The sequence below is a fragment of the Paenibacillus sp. FSL R5-0519 genome (assembly GCF_037974275.1).
Taxonomy (GTDB): Bacteria; Bacillota; Bacilli; order Paenibacillales; family Paenibacillaceae; genus Paenibacillus.
In genome coordinates this window covers 3,808,335-3,828,447 of sequence record NZ_CP150234.1, presented here as the reverse complement: position 1 = coordinate 3,828,447, position 20,113 = coordinate 3,808,335, and the positions used below count along the sequence as shown (strand labels likewise).

18 protein-coding genes are annotated in these 20,113 nt (G+C 44.8%); 14 read left to right on the top strand and 4 right to left on the bottom strand.

From position 1 onward, the window contains the following. The first annotated feature begins 103 nt into the window (after positions 1-103). Complete coding sequence (locus tag MKY73_RS17050) at positions 104-361, top strand: YolD-like family protein (RefSeq protein WP_339302754.1); 258 nt, start codon at positions 104-106, stop codon at positions 359-361. A gap of 101 nt (positions 362-462) precedes the next feature. Next, positions 463-582 (top strand): hypothetical protein, encoded by a 120-nt coding sequence (locus MKY73_RS17045; protein WP_017688846.1) that lies wholly within the window; start codon positions 463-465, stop codon positions 580-582. Between the two features lie 58 nt (positions 583-640). Here MKY73_RS17045 and MKY73_RS17040 read toward each other — a convergent pair whose 3' ends face one another. Next, entirely contained in the window at positions 641-1,900 is a 1,260-nt protein-coding gene (locus MKY73_RS17040) for an amino acid permease (RefSeq protein ID WP_339302753.1), read from the bottom strand. Between the two features lie 172 nt (positions 1,901-2,072). On the opposite strand from MKY73_RS17040, the gene MKY73_RS17035 reads away from it, so the two are divergent. The 3 genes from MKY73_RS17035 to MKY73_RS17025 all read left to right on the top strand — a co-directional run bounded on the left by MKY73_RS17035 (position 2,073) and on the right by MKY73_RS17025 (position 4,781). Beyond that, a complete protein-coding gene (locus tag MKY73_RS17035) occupies positions 2,073-2,576 on the top strand; it encodes a ferritin (protein WP_339242083.1) in 504 nt (167 codons plus the stop codon). Positions 2,577-3,047: 471 nt separating this feature from the next. Next, positions 3,048-3,791 (top strand): polysaccharide deacetylase family protein, encoded by a 744-nt coding sequence (locus MKY73_RS17030; protein WP_339302752.1) that lies wholly within the window; start codon positions 3,048-3,050, stop codon positions 3,789-3,791. A gap of 78 nt (positions 3,792-3,869) precedes the next feature. After that, complete coding sequence (locus MKY73_RS17025; RefSeq protein WP_339302751.1) at positions 3,870-4,781, top strand: hypothetical protein; 912 nt, start codon at positions 3,870-3,872, stop codon at positions 4,779-4,781. 197 nt (positions 4,782-4,978) lie between these two features. On the opposite strand, the gene MKY73_RS17020 is transcribed toward MKY73_RS17025, so the two are convergent. From MKY73_RS17020 to MKY73_RS17010, 3 genes are all read right to left on the bottom strand, one after another. Next, the gene (locus MKY73_RS17020) at positions 4,979-5,578 is read right to left on the bottom strand and encodes a response regulator transcription factor (RefSeq protein ID WP_339302750.1); all 600 of its coding nucleotides are present in this window, start codon (positions 5,576-5,578) and stop codon (positions 4,979-4,981) included. Further along, entirely contained in the window at positions 5,575-6,723 is a 1,149-nt protein-coding gene (locus tag MKY73_RS17015; RefSeq protein ID WP_339308643.1) for a sensor histidine kinase, read from the bottom strand. The genes MKY73_RS17020 and MKY73_RS17015 overlap by 4 nt, the downstream gene beginning before the upstream one ends. A gap of 87 nt (positions 6,724-6,810) precedes the next feature. Then, positions 6,811-7,869 (bottom strand): fatty acid desaturase, encoded by a 1,059-nt coding sequence (locus MKY73_RS17010; RefSeq protein WP_339302749.1) that lies wholly within the window; start codon positions 7,867-7,869, stop codon positions 6,811-6,813. 375 nt (positions 7,870-8,244) lie between these two features. On the opposite strand from MKY73_RS17010, the gene MKY73_RS17005 reads away from it, so the two are divergent. The 9 genes from MKY73_RS17005 (at position 8,245) to MKY73_RS16965 (ending at position 20,030) form a co-directional block, all read left to right on the top strand. After that, positions 8,245-9,084, top strand: coding sequence for a YitT family protein (locus MKY73_RS17005; protein ID WP_339242091.1), 840 nt, complete (start codon positions 8,245-8,247; stop codon positions 9,082-9,084). Between the two features lie 549 nt (positions 9,085-9,633). After that, positions 9,634-10,872 (top strand): ROK family protein, encoded by a 1,239-nt coding sequence (locus MKY73_RS17000; protein WP_339302748.1) that lies wholly within the window; start codon positions 9,634-9,636, stop codon positions 10,870-10,872. Positions 10,873-10,908: 36 nt separating this feature from the next. Beyond that, positions 10,909-11,967 carry an ROK family protein gene (locus MKY73_RS16995; protein ID WP_339302747.1) on the top strand — a complete coding sequence of 353 codons (1,059 nt, stop codon included), beginning with the start codon at positions 10,909-10,911 and terminating at the stop codon, positions 11,965-11,967. 43 nt (positions 11,968-12,010) lie between these two features. Continuing rightward, positions 12,011-13,234 (top strand): MFS transporter, encoded by a 1,224-nt coding sequence (locus tag MKY73_RS16990; protein ID WP_339302746.1) that lies wholly within the window; start codon positions 12,011-12,013, stop codon positions 13,232-13,234. 21 nt (positions 13,235-13,255) lie between these two features. Continuing rightward, positions 13,256-15,499, top strand: a complete 2,244-nt coding sequence (locus MKY73_RS16985) for a helix-turn-helix domain-containing protein (protein WP_339302745.1) — start codon at positions 13,256-13,258, stop codon at positions 15,497-15,499. 233 nt (positions 15,500-15,732) lie between these two features. Further along, positions 15,733-16,107 (top strand): hypothetical protein, encoded by a 375-nt coding sequence (locus MKY73_RS16980; protein ID WP_339302744.1) that lies wholly within the window; start codon positions 15,733-15,735, stop codon positions 16,105-16,107. A gap of 395 nt (positions 16,108-16,502) precedes the next feature. Then, on the top strand, positions 16,503-18,104 hold the full coding sequence (locus MKY73_RS16975; protein WP_339242098.1) for an extracellular solute-binding protein: 1,602 nt from the start codon (positions 16,503-16,505) through the stop codon (positions 18,102-18,104). Between the two features lie 111 nt (positions 18,105-18,215). Further along, the gene (locus MKY73_RS16970; RefSeq protein ID WP_339302743.1) at positions 18,216-19,118 is read left to right on the top strand and encodes an ABC transporter permease subunit; all 903 of its coding nucleotides are present in this window, start codon (positions 18,216-18,218) and stop codon (positions 19,116-19,118) included. 39 nt (positions 19,119-19,157) lie between these two features. Next, positions 19,158-20,030: a carbohydrate ABC transporter permease gene (locus MKY73_RS16965; RefSeq protein ID WP_278295486.1), complete on the top strand. Its 873-nt coding sequence runs from the start codon at positions 19,158-19,160 to the stop codon at positions 20,028-20,030. The last annotated feature ends 83 nt before the right edge of the window (positions 20,031-20,113 follow it).

Genomic DNA, 20,113 nt, shown 5'->3' with positions numbered 1-20,113 from the left:
TGCCATGACATTACACGAACGTAAATGAATGGTATACTAATTGAATATGAACTCGGCAATCAACCCGTGGAATCGGGACGTCGGAGTAGAGGAGGCAGCCACATTGGCAAAAGCAAAAGTAGCAAAAAGACCCACACGGGATGAGTTTGAACTTGAAGAGTTGGGAAATCAACTGGTTGAAGCCTTTCGTGAACGTTCGGAAGTACTATTGACCGTATGGGGGAAAGAAGAACAGGTGCAAGGCGTCATTGTCAAAATGGACTCGCGTACAAGACTCGTGCATGTAGAGTATACCGAAGAAGAGTTCACGGCGAAGGTGCCTTTCATGGATATCATGCGGGTGCAGTCTCCCAGATACTGAACGAAAAAAAACAGCAATCTGAATAATTAGGGCATCCGCCCTGTCAAAGTCGTACTTCCTGCATAAGATAACCCATACCTGTTGCAGAGGAGGTACGGTCAATGAGCGAAGTATTAGGTGGAGAAACAAGAGGCTACGGATACGGAGGTTTCACTTCTGTAGGTGCCATTCTGGTTCTGTTCATCCTGTTGGTTATCATCTCCAAAGCGTTCTTGGTATAATTGCATATTTCTAAAGAATGAAAGAAGCTCTGCCATCACGGCAGAGCTTTTTTTTCGTTCAGATCTTGGATGGTTGTTTGCGGCTGAACAAGCCATAGAGAATTACAATAAGAAGCGGGTACAGTACCGCCCATCCGGTAAAAGGGAATACGATCGCTGTGGCTACAAAGGAAATCCAGCTGATGGTCACGCCGGTTCGACTTCCTTTCAATAATCGGATTCCTGCTGCACAGCCCCCAAGATATGTGAGGATAAAGGTTGCATTGGGAAGTTGAATCAGTGTTGTAAGTGATACGATGCCGCTGGCATAGACACTTAGCACCAGAATGAAGCAGATCCCCAAGAATCCAATTGCTGCTACGGGTGTGTGGAATCGCTTGGACAGATGAGCCATTAAGCGTGGTGCAGCACCTTGTCTCGCGAGTGCATAACCAACTCTTGAAGCTGCCCCGGCATAGGCAATGACGGTTGCTGTACAGATAAATATGCCAGTCAGTCCAGCGATCCAGGCACCCCAGATACCAAGGGGTTGACTAATGATCCATACGAGGGACACATCGGCCCCGCCATGCAGATAACTTTGCGTGCCTACGGTAGCCAGGGCTGTCAGGAAGTAGAGTACACCTACAATAATCGCAGCGATAGTCACACCTGTAATGGCTGCTTTTCGAGGATCAGTGAATTCTTCGGAAAGATGGGATACCGCCTCCCAGCCAATAAAACACCAGAACAGAATCGCTCCGGCTTGACCGATGCTGACCCAGCCATGCGGCATGAATGGGGTGTAATGGATGGAGTCCATGTTGGGAAGAGCCAGTACAAAGGCCATCACCAGCACGGCAACAATAGCGATGACGACACCAATCTGTACTTTACCAGCAACTTGCATGCCAACGATATTAATGATCAATCCACTCGCAAGCATTATGGCGGCAATAAGGATTCTGATATGTTCACCTAACCCCAACGCTGCCGTCATATATCCTGCACCCGTCAGAGCTGCTACAGGAGCTCCTATGGGTACCGACATCAAAAAGAACCAGCCAATGATTGTTCCGGCACGTTGTCCGAAAGCAAGGGTAACAAAATGGGATACACCACCTGCATCGGGATAGCGGGCAGATAATAGTCCCATGGATAAAGCGAGTGGCAGAATTAGCAGGACCATGCCGCCCCAAGCCAATAGCGAAGCTGGACCGGCCAGTTCAGCAGCCAGTCCGGGTACAATCAGGACACCTGAACCGAGTACTGCACTTACATAGAGCGCAACGGCTTGCGGCATGCCGATTGTTTTTTTGAGCTGTGAAGAGGTGTTCATGTTCTTGTATTAGCCTACCTTCCAGATTGGAATTATTCTGATAATGACTATGTAATTATATAGGAGGACAACCATTCAGTCATTGGCGAATTTTGTAGAAAATCGGTGTAAGTCCTGCTGGCGTTATGTTAGAATATAACCATCCCTAGAGAAAGAAAGAGGTGTTTGGATAATGAGCCAAGAGTTAACAGCATCTTTAAATGAACAGATGAATTTCGAGTTTTATTCCGCTCATGTATATCTGGCTATGGCAGCCTATTGTTCCAGCAAGAGTCTGGATGGATTTGCGAACTTCTTCATCGTGCAAGCGGAAGAGGAGCGATTCCATGGTATGAAAATATACAAATTCCTGAATGATCGTGGACACCGTGCTACATTAGCCGCTTTGCCAGAACCGAAGAATGAATATGCTTCGATGCTGGATGTCTTTGAGCATGGTTATGCTCATGAACAGCAGAACACGAAAAAATTCTACAATCTGGCTGACATCGCCTTAAACGAACGTGAACATGCGACAATGTATTTCCTGAAATGGTTCATTGATGAGCAAGTGGAAGAGGAAGCCTTGTTCGACAACATTATTCAGAAGCTGCGCCGCATTGAAAAAGACAGCAATGCCTTCTATATGCTGGATGCCGAATTTGGCAAACGTTCATTCACTGCTCCCGCTGAATAAATGTACGTAGGGAGTCGAGAAGATTTCAAGAACAAAAGACTTTTACATACGGCGTAAGGAAATCACCCTCAACGCATTAGGGGTTAGGTCTCCATGCAAGGGATGACGGGTTGATGCCATATGCTGAAGAAGACGAAAAAAGCTTGCACTTGTGCAGGCTTTTTTTGCATACATAGCTATTTTATTTTTGTATTGATTCGCTTGAATTGGAGCAAAAGTCTATCAAAATCCTGAATGTGGGTAATAAAGGATATGTCACAATTGATCTATCCTGACGGGATCTTTATTTTGTTCAAATCTATCAAATTCGTATTAAATTTTAGGTTTATCTGACAAAAGTGTAACTCTACCGTAGCCTTTGAAGCGAGAACAGGAGTCTATTCCTTTGATAGTATTAAGATTAATCGCCAAGGGATGAAGGTAGACAACATGGACACCCGGGGAAATATAACACACAAGGGAGATTTTTTAATGATGTTACATATTCGCAAATCTATCATGGTCACACTTGCTATTTTACTAATCATTCCACTCTTATTGCCGCAGTCGGTATCTGCCCAATCCGTTTCATCGAAGGATCGTGCAAGCAAAGCAAATGCCAAAATCATATATCTGACTTTTGATGATGGGCCAACCGCTCATACGGGTCAGTTACTGGATATTCTGGATCAGTATAATGCGAAGGCTACGTTTTTCATGCTGGGTCCTCAGATGGAGAAATTTCAGAAGGCTACCAAACGAATTGTAGCTGACGGGCATGGATTGGGTCTGCATGGTGTGAGTCATGTTCCAAGCAAATTCTATAAATCCGCATATAGCGGTTTGAAAGAGATGCAACAGGCCAATGTAAGTCTGAACAAGGTTGCTGGAGTTAAAACAAGTCTCGTTCGGACGCCATATGGTAGTAAACCATATCTCAAACCGGCATTCCGTAACGTGCTGCTGGGTCAGGGTGGATTCCATCTATGGGATTGGAATGTGGATTCGGAAGATTGGAAATACAAGCAAGATCACCAGAAAGTCTATAACAGTGTAATGAAGCAGATCCACACCGTACAAAAGAGCGGAACAACGCCGGTTGTGCTGATGCACGACCAGGAAGCAACGCTGAAAGTATTACCACAAGTATTAAAAACATTGAAGGCAGAAGGGTATCGTTTTGAAGTATTAAGCAAGAAAGTGCAGCCGGTTAACTTCTGGAACGACAAACGTTAATATTTTCAATTTTCCGATTCGATCGGACGATAGATAGAGCCTGATAACACATTGGCTAAAACGAAGGAGGTACACATCATGAAGAAACAATCATTATGGATGACCATTCCGGTAACGACAGCCGTTTTACTTGCACTGGCAGGATGTGGCGGACCGGATTCGAATGCTGCATCATCAGAAAGTAGTACTTCACCAACGACAACAGTGGGTGAGCAGACCGAGACTGGCAGCGGTGGTGCTGATTTCTCTAATGAAAATGAAACAGGAACCAAAGAGAACACGGGAACAGCCGATAGTGTAGAAACATCAGGAGCGCAGACGGGCGGAAACCCTACTGCCACAGGTCAATCAGGTGTGAGTGATGTGATCAAGCAAGTTCGCAACCAGTTGAAGATGGAGGATGCAGCGTTACCTACTTCATTCACATTGGACAAGGGCACATCTTTGGGTGCGGCAATTCTGTCCAATACTGCTGATGCATTTAAAGTGAACTTCTACGCGACCACTCAGTCTGTTGCTGTTAATGATCAATCTTTAACTGCGTCTGATAGTAAGATACCTGTACTGGCTTCCTATGAAGTGAAGATCTATAAGGACCCGAACCAGTCAGAAATTTTCCCTGAAACGGATCTGAAAGATATTCCAGCAGATATGGCTGTGGATCTGGGACATGGCATCAAAGGCATGAGTGAAGGTGCCGCAGGCAGTCAATATCTGACTTGGCAAGAAGGCAGATGGACGCTGCAGATTCGTTCAGTTTCCGAAGATGAAATGAATAATCCGGGCATAGCGAAAAAAATGGTGGAGTACCTGGAGTCACATACATTGCCTGTCCCCAAAGATAAAGGGTATATCCAGGTTGAATATCCAAGTGGTGGAAAGTCTATCCATGTAACGATCTCATGGCAGGACGGCCATAAAATTCATCAGCTTAAGACTGATCAAGTACCACTGGAAGCTCTTGGCATGACTGTATCTGTGAAATCTTGAGGATTTAATGGATATTCTGAGTTGTAGAAGAGACACGTATTGGATGGTTGTAATAAACTAAAAGAGCTTGGTCCAGATTGGTTTCTGGGCCAAGCTCTTTTAGTTGTAGCATGTTATGGCAACGTGTGAAAAATTATTGCGGCTTATGCAGCCGGGGCACATACTTATTTTTGTTTCAATGGGTTAAAGCGGTACTTTCATTTGAACCACCCTTTTTCCTTAGAGCGAGTGATGGCCTCAATGCGGTTACTGGCATTTAACTTGTTGAGAATTATGGAGATGTAGTTACGCACCGTACCCGTCGTGATGAACAGATGCCCGGCGATTTCCTTGGTGTTCTTCCCATCAGCCATGAGGCCGAGAACAGCATTTTCCCGTTCCGTCAGAGGATTCTCTTCGACATAAGCCTCATCGACCAAGTCGGGAGCGAAGATGCGTCTGCCATTCATAACTTGGCGGATCGCCTCAGCAAGTTCTTCAATTGGACTGTCCTTGAGCAGGTAACCACGGACACCACCCTTGAGAGCTCGTTCGAAATATCCGGTCCGGGCAAAAGTGGTCAGGATAATGACTTTGGAGTTCATTCCTTTGAGCTCTTCTGCGGCTTCAAGGCCACTTTTCACGGGCATTTCGATATCCATCAGACAGATGTCGGGTGTAAGTTCCTGTACAAGGTCGAGGGCTTCCTGACCGTTACTGGCACGTCCGACAACTTCCATATCTTCCTCCAGATTAAGAAGGGAAGACAAGGCACCGAGCATCATGCGCTGATCTTCTGCGATTACAATTCTAATCATGATTCTGCCTCCTTTATCGGTTTGCGGACGAGTTTGGGAACATGAATAATAATCTCTGTACCCTGGTTGTCAGTATCAGATCGAATATCCAGACACCCGTTCACAAATTCAAGTCGTTCTTTCATACCCAAAATTCCTGTTCCTCGCCGTTCCTGTTTGTGTGATCGTTCTATTCCGACGCCGTTGTCTTGTACCGTGAGTACATTATTGGCGAGGGTTTCCTCAATAACGATGGTACATGCTGTTGCCTGACTATGTTTGACCACATTGGTAACAGCTTCTTTCAAGCACATGCCAAGCACATTTTCATTTAATTGTGATGTATCTTGTAACTTCGGATTGCCTTCTAGCACAAATTCAATCGAAGCGGCCTTCAGAATCTGCTCCGCCCGGAACAGTTCATCGACCAATTGTGTACCACGCATGGTAGTGACCATTTCCCGGACTTCCTTCAGAGCTGTGCTTGCCGTTTGTCTGAGGTCGTTCAATTCGATCTCAGCCTGATCGGGATTATTGCGGAGCAGCCGTCTCGCCAGATCGGTTTTCAGACCGATCAGAGAGAGCTTCTGTCCAAGTGTATCGTGCAGGTCACGAGCAATACGCTGGCGCTCTTCCATTTTTACGAGATCATCAAGTCGCTTGTTCGCATTCTCCAACTGGCCTTCCAATTGTTCAGTCTTGTTTTTGTTATACGTACTGATTGGAAGCAGGATGGAGGCCATTAAGCTGATGAATACAAACGGGAACTGACTCACCAATAATGAACTTTGATTGATAAAGCCATAGTTAATGGTTAGGAAACTGGCTCCCAAGTTCACCGAGTAGAGGGTGAAGAAACCGGCTTTATTTTTAATATTCCCAATAAAAAAAGCAAGAAACAACGAGAAGTAGGCATAATCATAGGCGATCGTCATCGTAATGGATATGGCAATGAGCAATCCAATCCACATGTATACCTGCCATCCCTTGGTGATGAAGGCGAGCAGATAACATACGAAGAAAACGAGAATGATTACAATGCCGGTTACCATCGTCCATAATTTGGAATATTGTGAAATGTAATAGAAGGGCAGGATGAAAAAGACAAGCCATACATAAGGATTTAACCCTGTATTTTTATAAAAAATCTGCATCCACTTCTGAATATGATTCTCCTCCTTGCACTTGTACTCAACCGTAGCATGACTGTAGCATGACTATGGCTTGAACACAAGAAAACGAATCCGACAGAGTTAAGGCTTCTCTGTCAGACCCGCTGGATTCGTTACACGGATAGTTGGTTGAACATAAGGTTTGCGGGATAGATTTTTGAGCTGTCTAAAGCTAATGAACTGTTTAGAATCTTCATCCCACAGACGGAAGCGCAGGGCAACCAAACTTGAACGCAGTGTAATGGTAGTTGCTTTTTGCAAGGGTGGTGTTGCATTATGTGCTTCTTCCAAGAAATAGTTAGGCACACGCGGGCTCAAGTGATGCACATGGTGAAACCCGATATTACCACTGATCCATTGCAATAATTTTGGCAATTTGTAATAAGAACTACCTTCAACAGCCGCTTTTACATAACTCCATTCATCTTCATGTTCAAAATACGTCTCTTCAAACTGATGCTGCACGTAGAACAGCCAGATCCCAAAGAAACCGGAGAAGAAGAAGATAGGTGCCTGCACCATTACAAAAGCCTGCCATCCGACTAACCAGGACATGAATGCATAGAGCACTACGATTAATGCTGTAGTCAGATGTGTATTGATGCGTTCTTTACGTCTTGCACCTTTGCGGTTGAAACGGTAAGCCAACAGAAACACGTAGATAGGTCCGATACAAAACAATACGAACGGATTACGATAAATCCGATAGAAGAGGCGTCCCCAAGGAGAAGCTTCTTTGTATTCGTCAACCGTCATAACCCAGATATCACCAACACCACGTTTGTCAAGATTACTGCTTGTCGCGTGATGGATGGAATGCTCATTTTTCCACTGCTGATAGGGTGTCACTGTTAATACACCAGTAATGGTACCGAGGATATCATTGGCACGTTTGCTCTTGAAGAATGAACCATGACAGCAGTCATGGAAGATAATGAATGTTCGTAGTACAAATCCGGATGCCACCAAGGCAATCGGGAAGGTCAGCCAGTAGGATACTGATAAGCTAAAGTAAGCCGCAGCCCATAGCAGGAAGAGCGGAAGCAATGTATTGATTAACTGTCGGATACTTAATCTGAGATCATTTTTTTCGTAAGGGGTGACTTCCTTTTTTAGCGCCATTTCTTTATTTCTACTCATTGACGTGTGTCCTCCTTCAATCGTTATAACTGTATCAGCTACAACTTGACGTTTCCCGGTAAGACTTTCCTCTAGGAAGCGTTTTTATCATTGTAAAACAATCGGATCATGACAGTAAGTCATAAACGTCAGCCCTCTGTAATGATGAATATCAATGATGGACCATGACATTTGTCATGGGTGTATGATGCTGAAAGGCTTGGAGGAAGTCTAAAGAGGACGTTTTTACAAATTCCTTTGCACAAATTACGCAACAATTTGTATTATGTATACAATTTTTGTTGTGAGCATGGTAAAATCTATCCTTGAGTGATTATGACAACTTATGAGACGGGTCGATTAGGTTGATTTCTGATGGATTGGATGGAATGCTTAATGAAGAAACGAATTACGGATATTCTATTTATTATGGCAGGTGCATTTCTGTTTGCGCTGGCGGTGAACCTGTTCGTCATCCCGAACGATTTGGCTGAAGGCGGGGTAACGGGTATAACGATTATTTTGTATTACCTGTTTGAATGGTCACCAGGACTGATGAACCTGATCCTGAACGGTATTTTGTTAATTGTGGGATACCGGTTTCTAGATAAAACGACTACGGTGTATACGATTATTGCGGTTGTATTCAATTCATTGTTCCTGCATCTGACAGAGAGCTGGACCATTGACTCGCATGAGCTGTGGATTAATACGATATTTGGTGGATTATTTGCCGGTCTTGGGATCGGCTTGATTGTTAGAGTGGGGGGAACAACAGCCGGAACCGTTATCTTGGCACGGCTTGCCAATAAATATTTGGATTGGAACATCAGTTATGGATTATTATTCTTTGATCTGATTGTGGCATTCTCATCTTTCTTCATTATAGGGCCGCAAGGTCTGATGTGTACGATTGTCTTGCTGTTCGTGGGTACCAAAACGATGGAGTTCATTATTGAAGGACTCAATCCGAAAAAGGCGGTTATGATCATCTCCTCCAAACAGGATGAGATTGCCAAGCAAGTGATTGAGAAGATGGACCGCGGTGTAACCGTGTTATCCGGTCATGGGTATTACACGAAAAATAAGAAAGAGATCCTCTACATTGTCATTAGCAAGCAGGAAGTTTCCATGCTGAAGAAGATTGTACGAGCGGAAGATGAGATTGCTTTTATCACCATTCATGACGTGCGTGATGTATTTGGGGAAGGATTTATCGAACTTTCCAAAACTTAAGTAATAAGGTATATATGTATTAGGTATATAGGAAAGAAGGGAGTTGCGGTGAAATATAACCGCAACTTTTTTGATAGGTTAATTGAACCAGGGATTAATCTAGTTCTAAAAGAAAGAACCCTTCTCAATAGAGAAGGGCAAAAGAAGATTAATAATGTCTTCTTTTTTTGACTGGACAGTATTCAACGGTGACATGACAGTGTTTTTTACACTTTACTGGGACATATTTAACTTTGGTAACACAAGTTTTCGTGATTTTTTTGTAAAAACACTTTGGTTTTGGGTGACAACGTTTATGCTTTCTGTACATATTGAACCCTCCCTGATTGTGATAAGGTATTGTATGAACAGGGCAATGCATCGGTAATGTATAAACGTCTATTATTGTATAATAATTCCTTTATTAGGCTTTTGTGTTACTAGTTAAGGCGTGGTTCTTTCTAGTAAAAGAGTAAAAGACAAAAAGCTGTACACCCATCAATCACGATGATATATTAAATTTAATTAATTTGTTAATAAACTTAACTAACTATTAAAGGAGGCGATCGCATGGCTGGCACACCGCAATATATCCGTAATCTGAATGAAAACCTCATTATGGATGCCCTGATAACTCAGGGAACCATGTCTAGAGCGGATATCAGCCGTCAGACCGGACTTAGTAAACCAACGGTGTCGTTGGCTGTAGAACATCTGATTGACCGTAATCTGGTGAAGGAAATGGGGAGAGCTGACAATGCTCAGGGTCGCAAAGCAACCCTCATCCGTTTCAATGAAACGGCTTATTATGTCTGTGGTATAGATATCGGCGCAACACGTATTCGGATCGCATTATCCGATCTGACTGGAGAAATCATTGCCTATCGAACACATCCCATGGTTGTCCAAGAAGGTCAGGACCGAGCGGAAGCGACGATGCTGGAACTTCTTCGAGGCCATCTGAATGAATTGCTTGATGAGAATCATCTGAACTGGGATCAGATTCAGTGCATCGGGTTCGGTATACCGGGCGTAGTCTTGCCTGATTCAGGACGTATCCAACGTATCGTGGACCCGTTAGTCGGTCTGGAACAAGCATTCTCTCTAGAGTCGTTGTCAGGCGCTTTTCCCTGTGAAGTGATTCTGGAAAATGATGTGAATCTTGCGGCGCTTGGGGAGTATCGAAGTGGTGCAGCAGCAGGTTGTAACTTGTTTGTTTTTTTCTCCATCGGTACAGGGACGGGCGCTGGCATTATGGTACATGGCCAACTGCTGAGAGGTCTTGGTGGCTTAACTGGAGAGATTGCAGAGATGCTGATGGAGGATGGTCGACGTCTGGAGGAAGTGTTATCAGCTGATGGTCTGATGCAACTGGTGGATCTTCACTTTAATCCGCATGATGAACTAATGGAAGTTGCTGGTTCTGATATGGACGCGGATGTGGGTGGAAAAGTACATATAGTTGCAGATGATCTTCACAGATACCTGACTCCCGAGAAGTTATTTGAAGCTGCACGCAGTGGAGAAGTAGAGGCGTTAGACATTCTACAACAATACAGCCAGATGATTGCTTCAGCTCTGCGTCATATTAGCGTTGTGCTTGCTCCAGATCTTATTGTGCTTGGCGGGGGCGTAGGAGGGAACGGCGATGTATTATTGCCTTTACTGAGACAGGTCATATCTGAGCAATTCCCGGTGGAACCACAGCTAATCTGCTCCAAGCTTGGTGAGCAGGCTGTTGTCACTGGCGCAGTGCATGTGGCCATACAACAAACGATGCTGAACCTTCAGCAGGAAGCGTTGGAATAAGAGATTGGATACACAATATCTGAGGAGGGAAACGGGATGACAGAATTCTTGAAAAACGTAAGGAATGATAACCAGTCCAATCAGGATGGTAAGGTTGGAGGTGATCTATCCGGTTGGATTGCAGGTATTGATATTGGAGGCACCAAAACATTGATGCTTTTGTCATCACGACAGGCTGGAAGCAAAGTTCATGAACGTATCTTGCCTACGCGTGCCAGTGATCAACCGGATGAGTTTTTTCGATGGTTATTCGCTGAATTAGGCACGTTCTGCCGCGAGGTTGGATGCCGTCTGGATCAACTTTCTGGTGCAGGCTTGGGATTCCCTGGTGTGATTCTGCAAGATGAGGGAGTACTGCGAAGTGCTCCGGCTTTTCAGTGGCCTGAGCAAGATATTCGCTCTGTGATTGCGAAGTATTACAGCGGAAATATCATGTTGGATAATGATGTGAATATGGCTGCAATGGGAGAGTATGATCAAGGGGCAGCACAAGGACATCAACATTGTGTAATGGTCACGGTTGGAACAGGTATTGGAGCTGCTCTTATCCTGAATGGGCAACTCTATAGCGGACAAAATGGAGCAGCAGGTGAGATTGGGCATTTCATTGCAGGAGATGAAGGACTTCATACGGGTTATGTTGCGGATGCGGATTCCTTTGGTGTATTTGAGCAAGCGACTTCAGGTACGGGAATTACCGAACAGGCGAGACGTTATTTTGCAGATGGAAAAGGAAGTTCCTTATCCCTTATCATGAGTCTGGCAGGAGGGGAAGCGGGACAGATTGAAGCCAGACATGTCTTCAAAGCGGCCGAATCAGGTGATGTTGCTGCACTTGAGATTCTGGAACTGCCTATGCGTTATATGGCTAGAGGACTGGCAAATATTACGGCCTTACTTAATCCTTCCATGATTGTAATCGGTGGTGGTGTGGCAGCATCCAACCCATCCTATTATCTAAATGAAGTGCGTACACGCCTCGATCGTTACACCGTTCTGCCTGCACGTTTAGCTGTAGCTGAACTTGGTAATAGAGCAGGAGCAATCGGGGCATTGGCTGCAATCAGGTCGAGACTAGCGCGGACGTATCAATAGAGAATTGGCGAAGCCACTACAGAATTAAAGGATGGAGATCCGGATGAGAAGCAGACATATGAAGGCTTACACAGAGAAAACAAAAGCCGATTCCAATGATGCAAGACGTGTTTTACTCAAATTACAGGGCCTGTATCTGTTTATGGGACTTGCCGGGGGGATGTTTAACCCGTACATTAATCCCATTTTGGTTGCACAAGGTTTTTCCAGTAAAGAAACCGGATTTATCATGGCGTTTGGCACACTTGTATCTATTATTCTTCAACCTATATGGGGAATTCTGGTAGATAAATTCAAAAAGACACGGTTCGTACTGATAATTAGCCTGCTCGTTCCTGCATCGTTAGCGTACTTCTACAATATTCAAGTGTACATTATATTAATATTGATTTATACTTTATGCACTATATTCCAAGTGACACAAATACCTGTGGCTGACTCCTATGCGGTTACCGCCGCGAGAGCAGCCAACACCTCATATGGCATGATCCGACTCTTCGGGAGCATAGGAACCGGAGTTGGTGGATTTGCAGCAGGGATGTATCTCTCTCAGTTTTCCATTCACATGTTATGGCTGCCGTTTCTGATGTTTAACGTTCTGAGCGCCATACTGGCAAGCACACTCCCCCGGCAGACGAGCATATCCTCGTCCTCGGTAACCTTCTCCGTAGGTTTGGCAAGATTGCTCCGAAACCGGACATTCCTTCTATTTCTAACAGGTTGTTTCCTGGTTAACCAAACGCTCACTGCGTTTAACTCCTTTTTTGTTATTTCATTTCAGATGGCTGGCGGTTCTGTGAAGATGACAGGTACAGCGCTATTGCTTGCATCAATCACCAATGTTCCATCCATGTTGGCAGCGGCATTCGTACTCCGAAAATGGGGACATGAACGCACGATGTTGCTTGCAGCCGGTGCGTATATGTTACGTTGGGGAATACAATGGCTATGGCCAACGCCTGAGGTAATGATTGGCGTTCAGGTACTGCATGGGTTGTCCTTCGGATTCTTCTATATCGCAGCAGTGGAATATGTGGCTTCGGTTACGGGACGGGAAATGCAGGCCACGGGACAAAGTTTATTTAACATGGTGTTTGCCGGCCTGGGCGGAATTGTTGGTAATATGCTTAATGGATATTTGCTCGATTCCGGCGGTCCATCACTGATGTATCTGGCTTGTACGATTAGTGCAGCATTAGGATCGGTGATTCTGTATATCGTCAGCAGACAAGCCAAAGATGAAAGAAGATCATACTCATTAGAATAGCGATGGAAGGAGTTGGAGCCTATGAGAGTAAATCTGAAGCGGAATTGGCACACCAAGTTGCTGTATTCCTATTTTCCTATTTTTCTGCTTACGATTTCCATTCTGATCTTTCTCTCCTTCCTGATTGTCAACGAACTCTCACGTAACGAAACGCAAAAAGCAGACATGATCTCCACCCGTTATATCGTGGATACACTGGAACGCTCGCTAAGCGATATCGAACTCCGGTTGCTTGAAGACATTGGTGCGAACAAGACATACAGTCGTTTTTTGGAGGCCGGACAGGGACAATTGTCGAGTCAGTTCATCTATGATGCGGCAAGTGGACTGGGACGTATGTTGGATCAGCAGGATATGATTCAATCCATTTATCTCTATCGCATGTCGGATTCCCAGATTCTTACGCCGAGAGGCATGATGCGCTTGGAAGATTTCGAAGATCGTGCCTATATTGAACAAGCCTTGAAAGATCGGGAGAACCTCGGTTGGAACCTGCCACGTGAATACAAGGAACGTTCTTTTGACGTACCTTCACAGGTGATTAGCATGAATAAGTGGCTTCCTTTACCGTGGGGCGGAGAAGGTCTGCTCGTCATAACAATCCGCATGTATGCAGTCGAACGGCAGATTGATAACATGACGAATGAAAAGTTATCCGTTCTTCAGGTACGGGACAAGAGCGACAATCTGATCTATACAGCGCATCAAATGGATCCTTCAGCAGGTGAAATCCTTAATCATGTGTCTTCCGACAAACTTGGTCTGGTCTTCGAGAGCGGCATTCAATCCGGGCAACTCTATTCATGGGTATCGCTTGTCTCTTATGTGTGGATTGGCATTGGACTGTTAACGATTGTTGGCGCAGTGGCGGGACTGATCTACATTACGCGCAGAAATACGCGGCCCATCCAGCTCATCATGAATCGAATTCAGGCGTTACAGCCACGTGCCGAGGAGGATGAAGCAGCTCCATCCGTTAAGGATGAACTGGCTCTCATCGACCGTGCGCTCGAACATCTGATTGCTCAGACGGTTGATTATGAGAAACAGCATCATGAAAACTTGCTGATTCATCGCAGACAATTACTTGTTGATCTGATGGAAGGGGAACGCATGGATTCGTTCCGTCAGCGACTTCGCCATCTGCAACCGCTAGAGGAACGTTTCATGGAACCGAAGAGTGTGGCTGTCCTGATTGCGGAGATGAATGGTGACGACCTCTCGACCAATCAGAATATTCTGAAGATTGCGCTTATGAATGTTGTGGAAGAACTTGTGCAGAACGAGACCCAATTCGGCGGTTGGGCTGAATGGTTTGGAAACCGAAGGCTTATTGTGGTGATTGCATCGGATGAGCAGGAAGGACTGGACCGTGAATTGCTTATGGATCTGGCTAAGCAGATGCATATGTGGATTGCGGAAAACTTCCGCCTCCGGTTTACCTTCGGGATTGGACGAACCGTATCGGGCTGGGAGGAGATTACTCGATCCTATGCGAGTGCCGATGCGGGGTTGCAGCATAGACTTACCCTTGGTAAAGATGCGATCGTTCTCAGTGAGCAACTGCCGGATCGTATTGAGCTTCAATCGTATAAGTACTTGCAGATGCTCGCGGATTTTGTCCGTGAATTCAGGCTTACTGGTGATGGCTGGCGGACACAACTGGATCAGATGTTTGTTGCGTTCAGCGAAGATCAGATTACGGATAACGATATTCGCATGTTACTGCAGGCGTTAATTCAGATGTTGTCCCGTGAATTCGGAGAGCTGTCTGAACGGTTACAGAGCCAATTTGCCGAGGGAATTCTGACACGTCTTCGCAGTGATATCCAACAGGTAGAGACACTGGAGGGAATTCAGGACATTTTGCAGGAATGGTTGAAAGAGGTCTATCGCAATTATGTGTCTGTGAATGAAACGAAAAGTCATCGCGCAATGATTAACGAGCTGCGGATTTATATTGAAGAACATTTTGATGATCCGGATCTGTCTCTAAAACATCTAAGCGATCGGTTCCAGATTTCTGGTAAATATGCGAGTTATTTGTTCAAGGAAGAGTTCGAGATGAAGTTTGTTGATTTTCTGGTGAAACTGAGGGTCGAAAAGGCCTGCCGTTTGTTGTCAGCATCCGATATGGCTGTTCAGGATATTGCTCTGCAAGTGGGTTATGCCAATGCCATCTCCTTCGGCAGAGTATTTAAACGGATTATGGGCGTGACACCAGGGGACTACCGCAAGCAGAGTGGAAAACAAGGGGATCAATAATGATATTGGTCGTGTTAGAACACCCGTTAGCGGGTGAAATCCAATAATCTTAGAGATATCTATGAAATCTCCTGTATGAGGGAATAAGGTTCGTACCTTATCGCCCTCTGCAGGAGATTTTTTGGATGCTCAACCACGATCTTGGGCCAGTGTAGGTGGTGGGTTAAGGAATTTTACGAGTGTCCTATACTAACATTATGACAATCCATTAATTTATAGGGCAGGAGTTGAAGATGATGTACAAATACGGACAGCAAGTGTGGGGATCGGTAGATATCAGTAAACGGGTTACCATCACAGCAAGCAATAACACATTTACATTTAATGTAGATAACTCGTCATATACGATAACGCTACCTGTTGGTACCTACACAACAAGTCAACAAAGGCATGAATCCGAACTTATTCAGGCCATTTCGAAGGCAGGGGCAGCTCTGAACATTCCAGTACGATTTATTTTGGGCGGTATGCATTATGATGAGAAGTATAATGTATTGATCCTGGAACATACGGACACGAGCAACGAACATGTTATCGATCAATTTGCGGGAAATGCCAACGATACGTTGTTTGGTCAAGTGAAGTTTAATCTTCCGCCGAGGAATTAGTGAGTTCAATCGTTCTACAAGTGTTGTTAAACAAGGAGATCACATAAGATGTGGTCTCTTTTTCTTTCTTTTGAAGAAAGATTCAATGGAAAATGGATTATTGCAAGCTGGGCGATGCTAGATAGCGTATGAGAATCCAACGGAATGCGACATATTGTGTTATTATAGTTTACATAAGAGGCGTGAAAATTGTATATTGTCAGGAAATATGTTTATATATCGCGGTTTTTAACTAAAAAAACGTCATTTTTACATTTTGAAAATAGTTTATTGTCTAATGTCGAATTCATATGTAATGATTAGTGACATTCACAGGTGCAACGAAATGCACGAACCAAGTGGAGTGGCAATCATGTGAATCCATATCAGAGTGTGTGCGAAAGGGGAAAGGTCAAATGAGATTATTTCAAAGACGTAAGGCAGGCAAGGCAAGTTCAATCCTCGCAGTGGTAACAGCATTCACTCTATTATTATCCGCATGTTCATCAGGAAGCGAATCTGCATCTTCATCCGGAGAATCAGGTTCGGGGGAAAAAACGACTTTGAAAGTAGAAATCTTCGACCGGGGAAATACTCCGGCGGGCTACACCATTTCAGACAGTTATCTGACTCGCTTCATTCAAGAGAAGTTTGGTGATCCAAACAACATCGATGTTCAGTTTGTTCCGGTACCTCGCTCGGAGGAAGTACAGAAGCTTAACGTTCTGATGGCGAGTGGCTCTGAAGTACCTGATATCGTATTTACCTACGACTCAGGAACATTCAACCGGTATGCAGAGCAAGGAGGTCTGACTGAACTTACCGATCTGCTCAATCAAAGCGGCCCTAACCTGAAGAAGTTCCTGGGTGATGAAACACTGGCCTACGGTCAATACGATGGGCAACAGTTCGCGGTTCCAGGTAAACGTCTTGTACTTGGCAAGTACGCATCCTATGTTCGTCAGGACTGGCTGGACGCACTCGGACTGCCTTCACCTGAGACAGCTGAGGAGTTGCATACAACATTGAAGGCCTTTAAGGAAAAAGATCCGGGTAAGGTGGGCACAGGACTTATCCCAATGGGGATGTCCATTGCTTCGGCTCAATATGAACCTCTGATCTGGTCATTCATTGAACCGCTGACGGAAGAACAAAAATATACATTAACACAACAACTGGGTTCCAATGACTATCCAACGTTGTTGCCGGGTTTCAAGGACGCCTTGAAATATATGAACACACTTTATAATGAAGGTTTGATGAGCAAGGACTTTGGACTCGACAAAGACAAGAAAAAGCTGTGGGAAGATGTATCTAACGGCAAAGTTGGATTCTACACTGAGGATGCAGGGGAGATTTACATCTCTGGTACGTACAAAAACCTGCAAACCAATCAACCAGGTGCAGTGATCACACCGATTGATGCATTCAAAAACTCCGAAGGCAAATTCGCCAAACCAGCATATGCTCCCAATGCGATGTATGTCATGATTCCAAAATCAAGCAAAAATGCGGAAGCAGCGATGAAGTACCTGGATTGGATGGCTTCTGACAACAACTTGTTCGACCTGCAATTTGGTGTTGAAAATGAGAACTATGAGCTTGTGGACGGTGTGCCACTGATCAAAGATGATGCTTCTCCTGAAATCGCAGGTCGTATCTATAATTCCGGTGACATTGCCATTATCGTCAATGGTAAATACGTTGGGGATGACAAGAAAAATGAAGAGGCTTATGTCGTACAGGTAGAATCGAAGTATCGGGATGATATGCGCAAGTCGGTAGCCATTTCCAACACGGACACGATTCAGCCAGTACGCTTCTCCAAACCGATTGATGCAGAAGCGCGCTACGGTAACGGCCTGAAAGACAAGTTTATGGAGTTCTTCGTGAAAACAACCATTTCCAAACCGGCTGACTTTGAAGCGACATATGACAGCATGATGAAGGATTACATGGCGAGCGGTGGTCAAGCAATCCTGGATGAACGTACAGAAGCTTACAAAGCGATGAAATAAGCAGAGTAGAGAACACATCTAATGTGAACGACAACAAAGAACAGGGATTTCATTAGGGCGATGGCAACATCGCCTTGATGAAGAATCCTGAATGACATGGGGGGAAGGTTTATGAAAACAAGCATCTATTTCCGCAGAAACTGGCAACTATATGCGTTGCTCCTACTGCCCATGATCTACTTCATTATTTTCAAGTATGGGCCAATGTATGGTGTGCAGATTGCGTTCAAGGATTTTAACTTCTTTCAAGGGATCTCTGGTAGTGAGTGGATTGGCTTGGATGTATTCAGAGAAGTGTTTCAAAATCAGGGGTTCTACACGGCATTACGCAACACGTTGGTATTAAACATGCTGGATTTATTGGTTTCCTTCCCGGCGCCGCTTATACTGGCCATCTTATTATTCGAGCTGAAAAAGGCTTGGTTCAAAAAGATGGCACAGACGTTGCTCTACATTCCACACTTTATCTCGTGGGTGATTATTGGAGGGATCGTGCTTCAGGTATTCGGAACGCAGTCCGGTTTCATCAACAATATCTTGATGAGCATGGGGTTTGATCCATTGCCATTCCTCTCAGACAAAAACTATTGGCTCTTCACGTATCTTGCGGTAGGCGTGTGGCAGAGTGCAGGGTGGGGTACGATTCTGTATCTGGCATCCCTGACAGGCATTAACCGGGAACTGTACGAAGCGGCAGAAGTGGATGGAGCAAGTCGACTGCGCAGAATCTGGCACATCTCCTTGCCCGGCATCAAAACGACGATTGTTACCTTATTGATCATCAATGTCGGCAACATGATCTCCATCGGCTTCGACCGACCGTTTATTATCGGAAATGTGGCTGTACGTGAATACTCAGATGTGCTCAGCACATTCGTTTATCGTGTCGGTTTACAATCTGGTCAGGTCACGCTCGCAACAGCTGTAGGTTTGTTCCAGGCCTTAGTTGGACTTGTCTTCATACTCGGAGCAAACTATACGTCCAAGAAATTAACCGATGAGAGCATTATGTAGTGGATTTGATTCACATATGATCTGTAAGGAGTGAGTGGGATGTCTGAAAACACGGCGAATCGAATATTCAACACGGTAAACGTCATTCTTATTATCATTACGATGGTGCTGTGTCTTGCACCATTCATTCATATTATTGCGATCTCGCTCAGCTCGAACCGGGCGATCGGTTCAGGAGAAGTTTCCTTTTTCCCCAAAGAGTTGTCCTTTGAGGCGTATAGCAAAGTATTTGCAGATGGATCGATGATTCGCTCTCTTATCTATACCGTTTGGCTGACCGTCCTGAGTACGGTGCTAAGCATGGCGATGACCATTGCAGCGGCATACCCACTGGCGAAGAGTAACCTGAAGGGGCGCAAGTGGTTCATGCTTGTCATTGTGGTGACGATGTTCTTCAGTGGGGGGATTATTCCCGAGTACATTCTGATCAAAAATCTTCATCTGCTTGACAGCACATGGGGGCTTATTCTGCCTGGATTAATTAGTCCGTTCTATATGATCATTCTCATTACCTTCTTCCGAGGTATTCCCGAGAGTCTGGAAGAAGCGGCGGGCATTGATGGAAGCAGCCACTTCGGAACACTGATGCGCATTATTTTGCCACTATCCCTTCCGGTTATGGCAACACTGAGCCTATTCTACGCGGTAGGACGCTGGAATGGTTTCCAGGATGCACTCATGTATATTACCAAGCCTGAGTTATACCCGTTACAATTGAAATTGTATCAGATGATTCAGCAAAACCAGATTACAGAACTGATGCAGAACGAAGGCATTGGTGCCGTTCAGGTCTTGCCTGAGAGTCTGAAAGCAGCCAGCGTTATATTCTCAACATTACCGATCCTGCTGGTGTATCCATGGTTGCAGCGGTACTTTATCAGTGGCGTAATGGTAGGTGCTGTAAAAGGTTAATAGAGGTTGTTCAAAAAGTTCACTTTTGATTACGAATGATGCCTTAGTGGCATCATCAGCATCGAATATGAAATTCAGCCGAA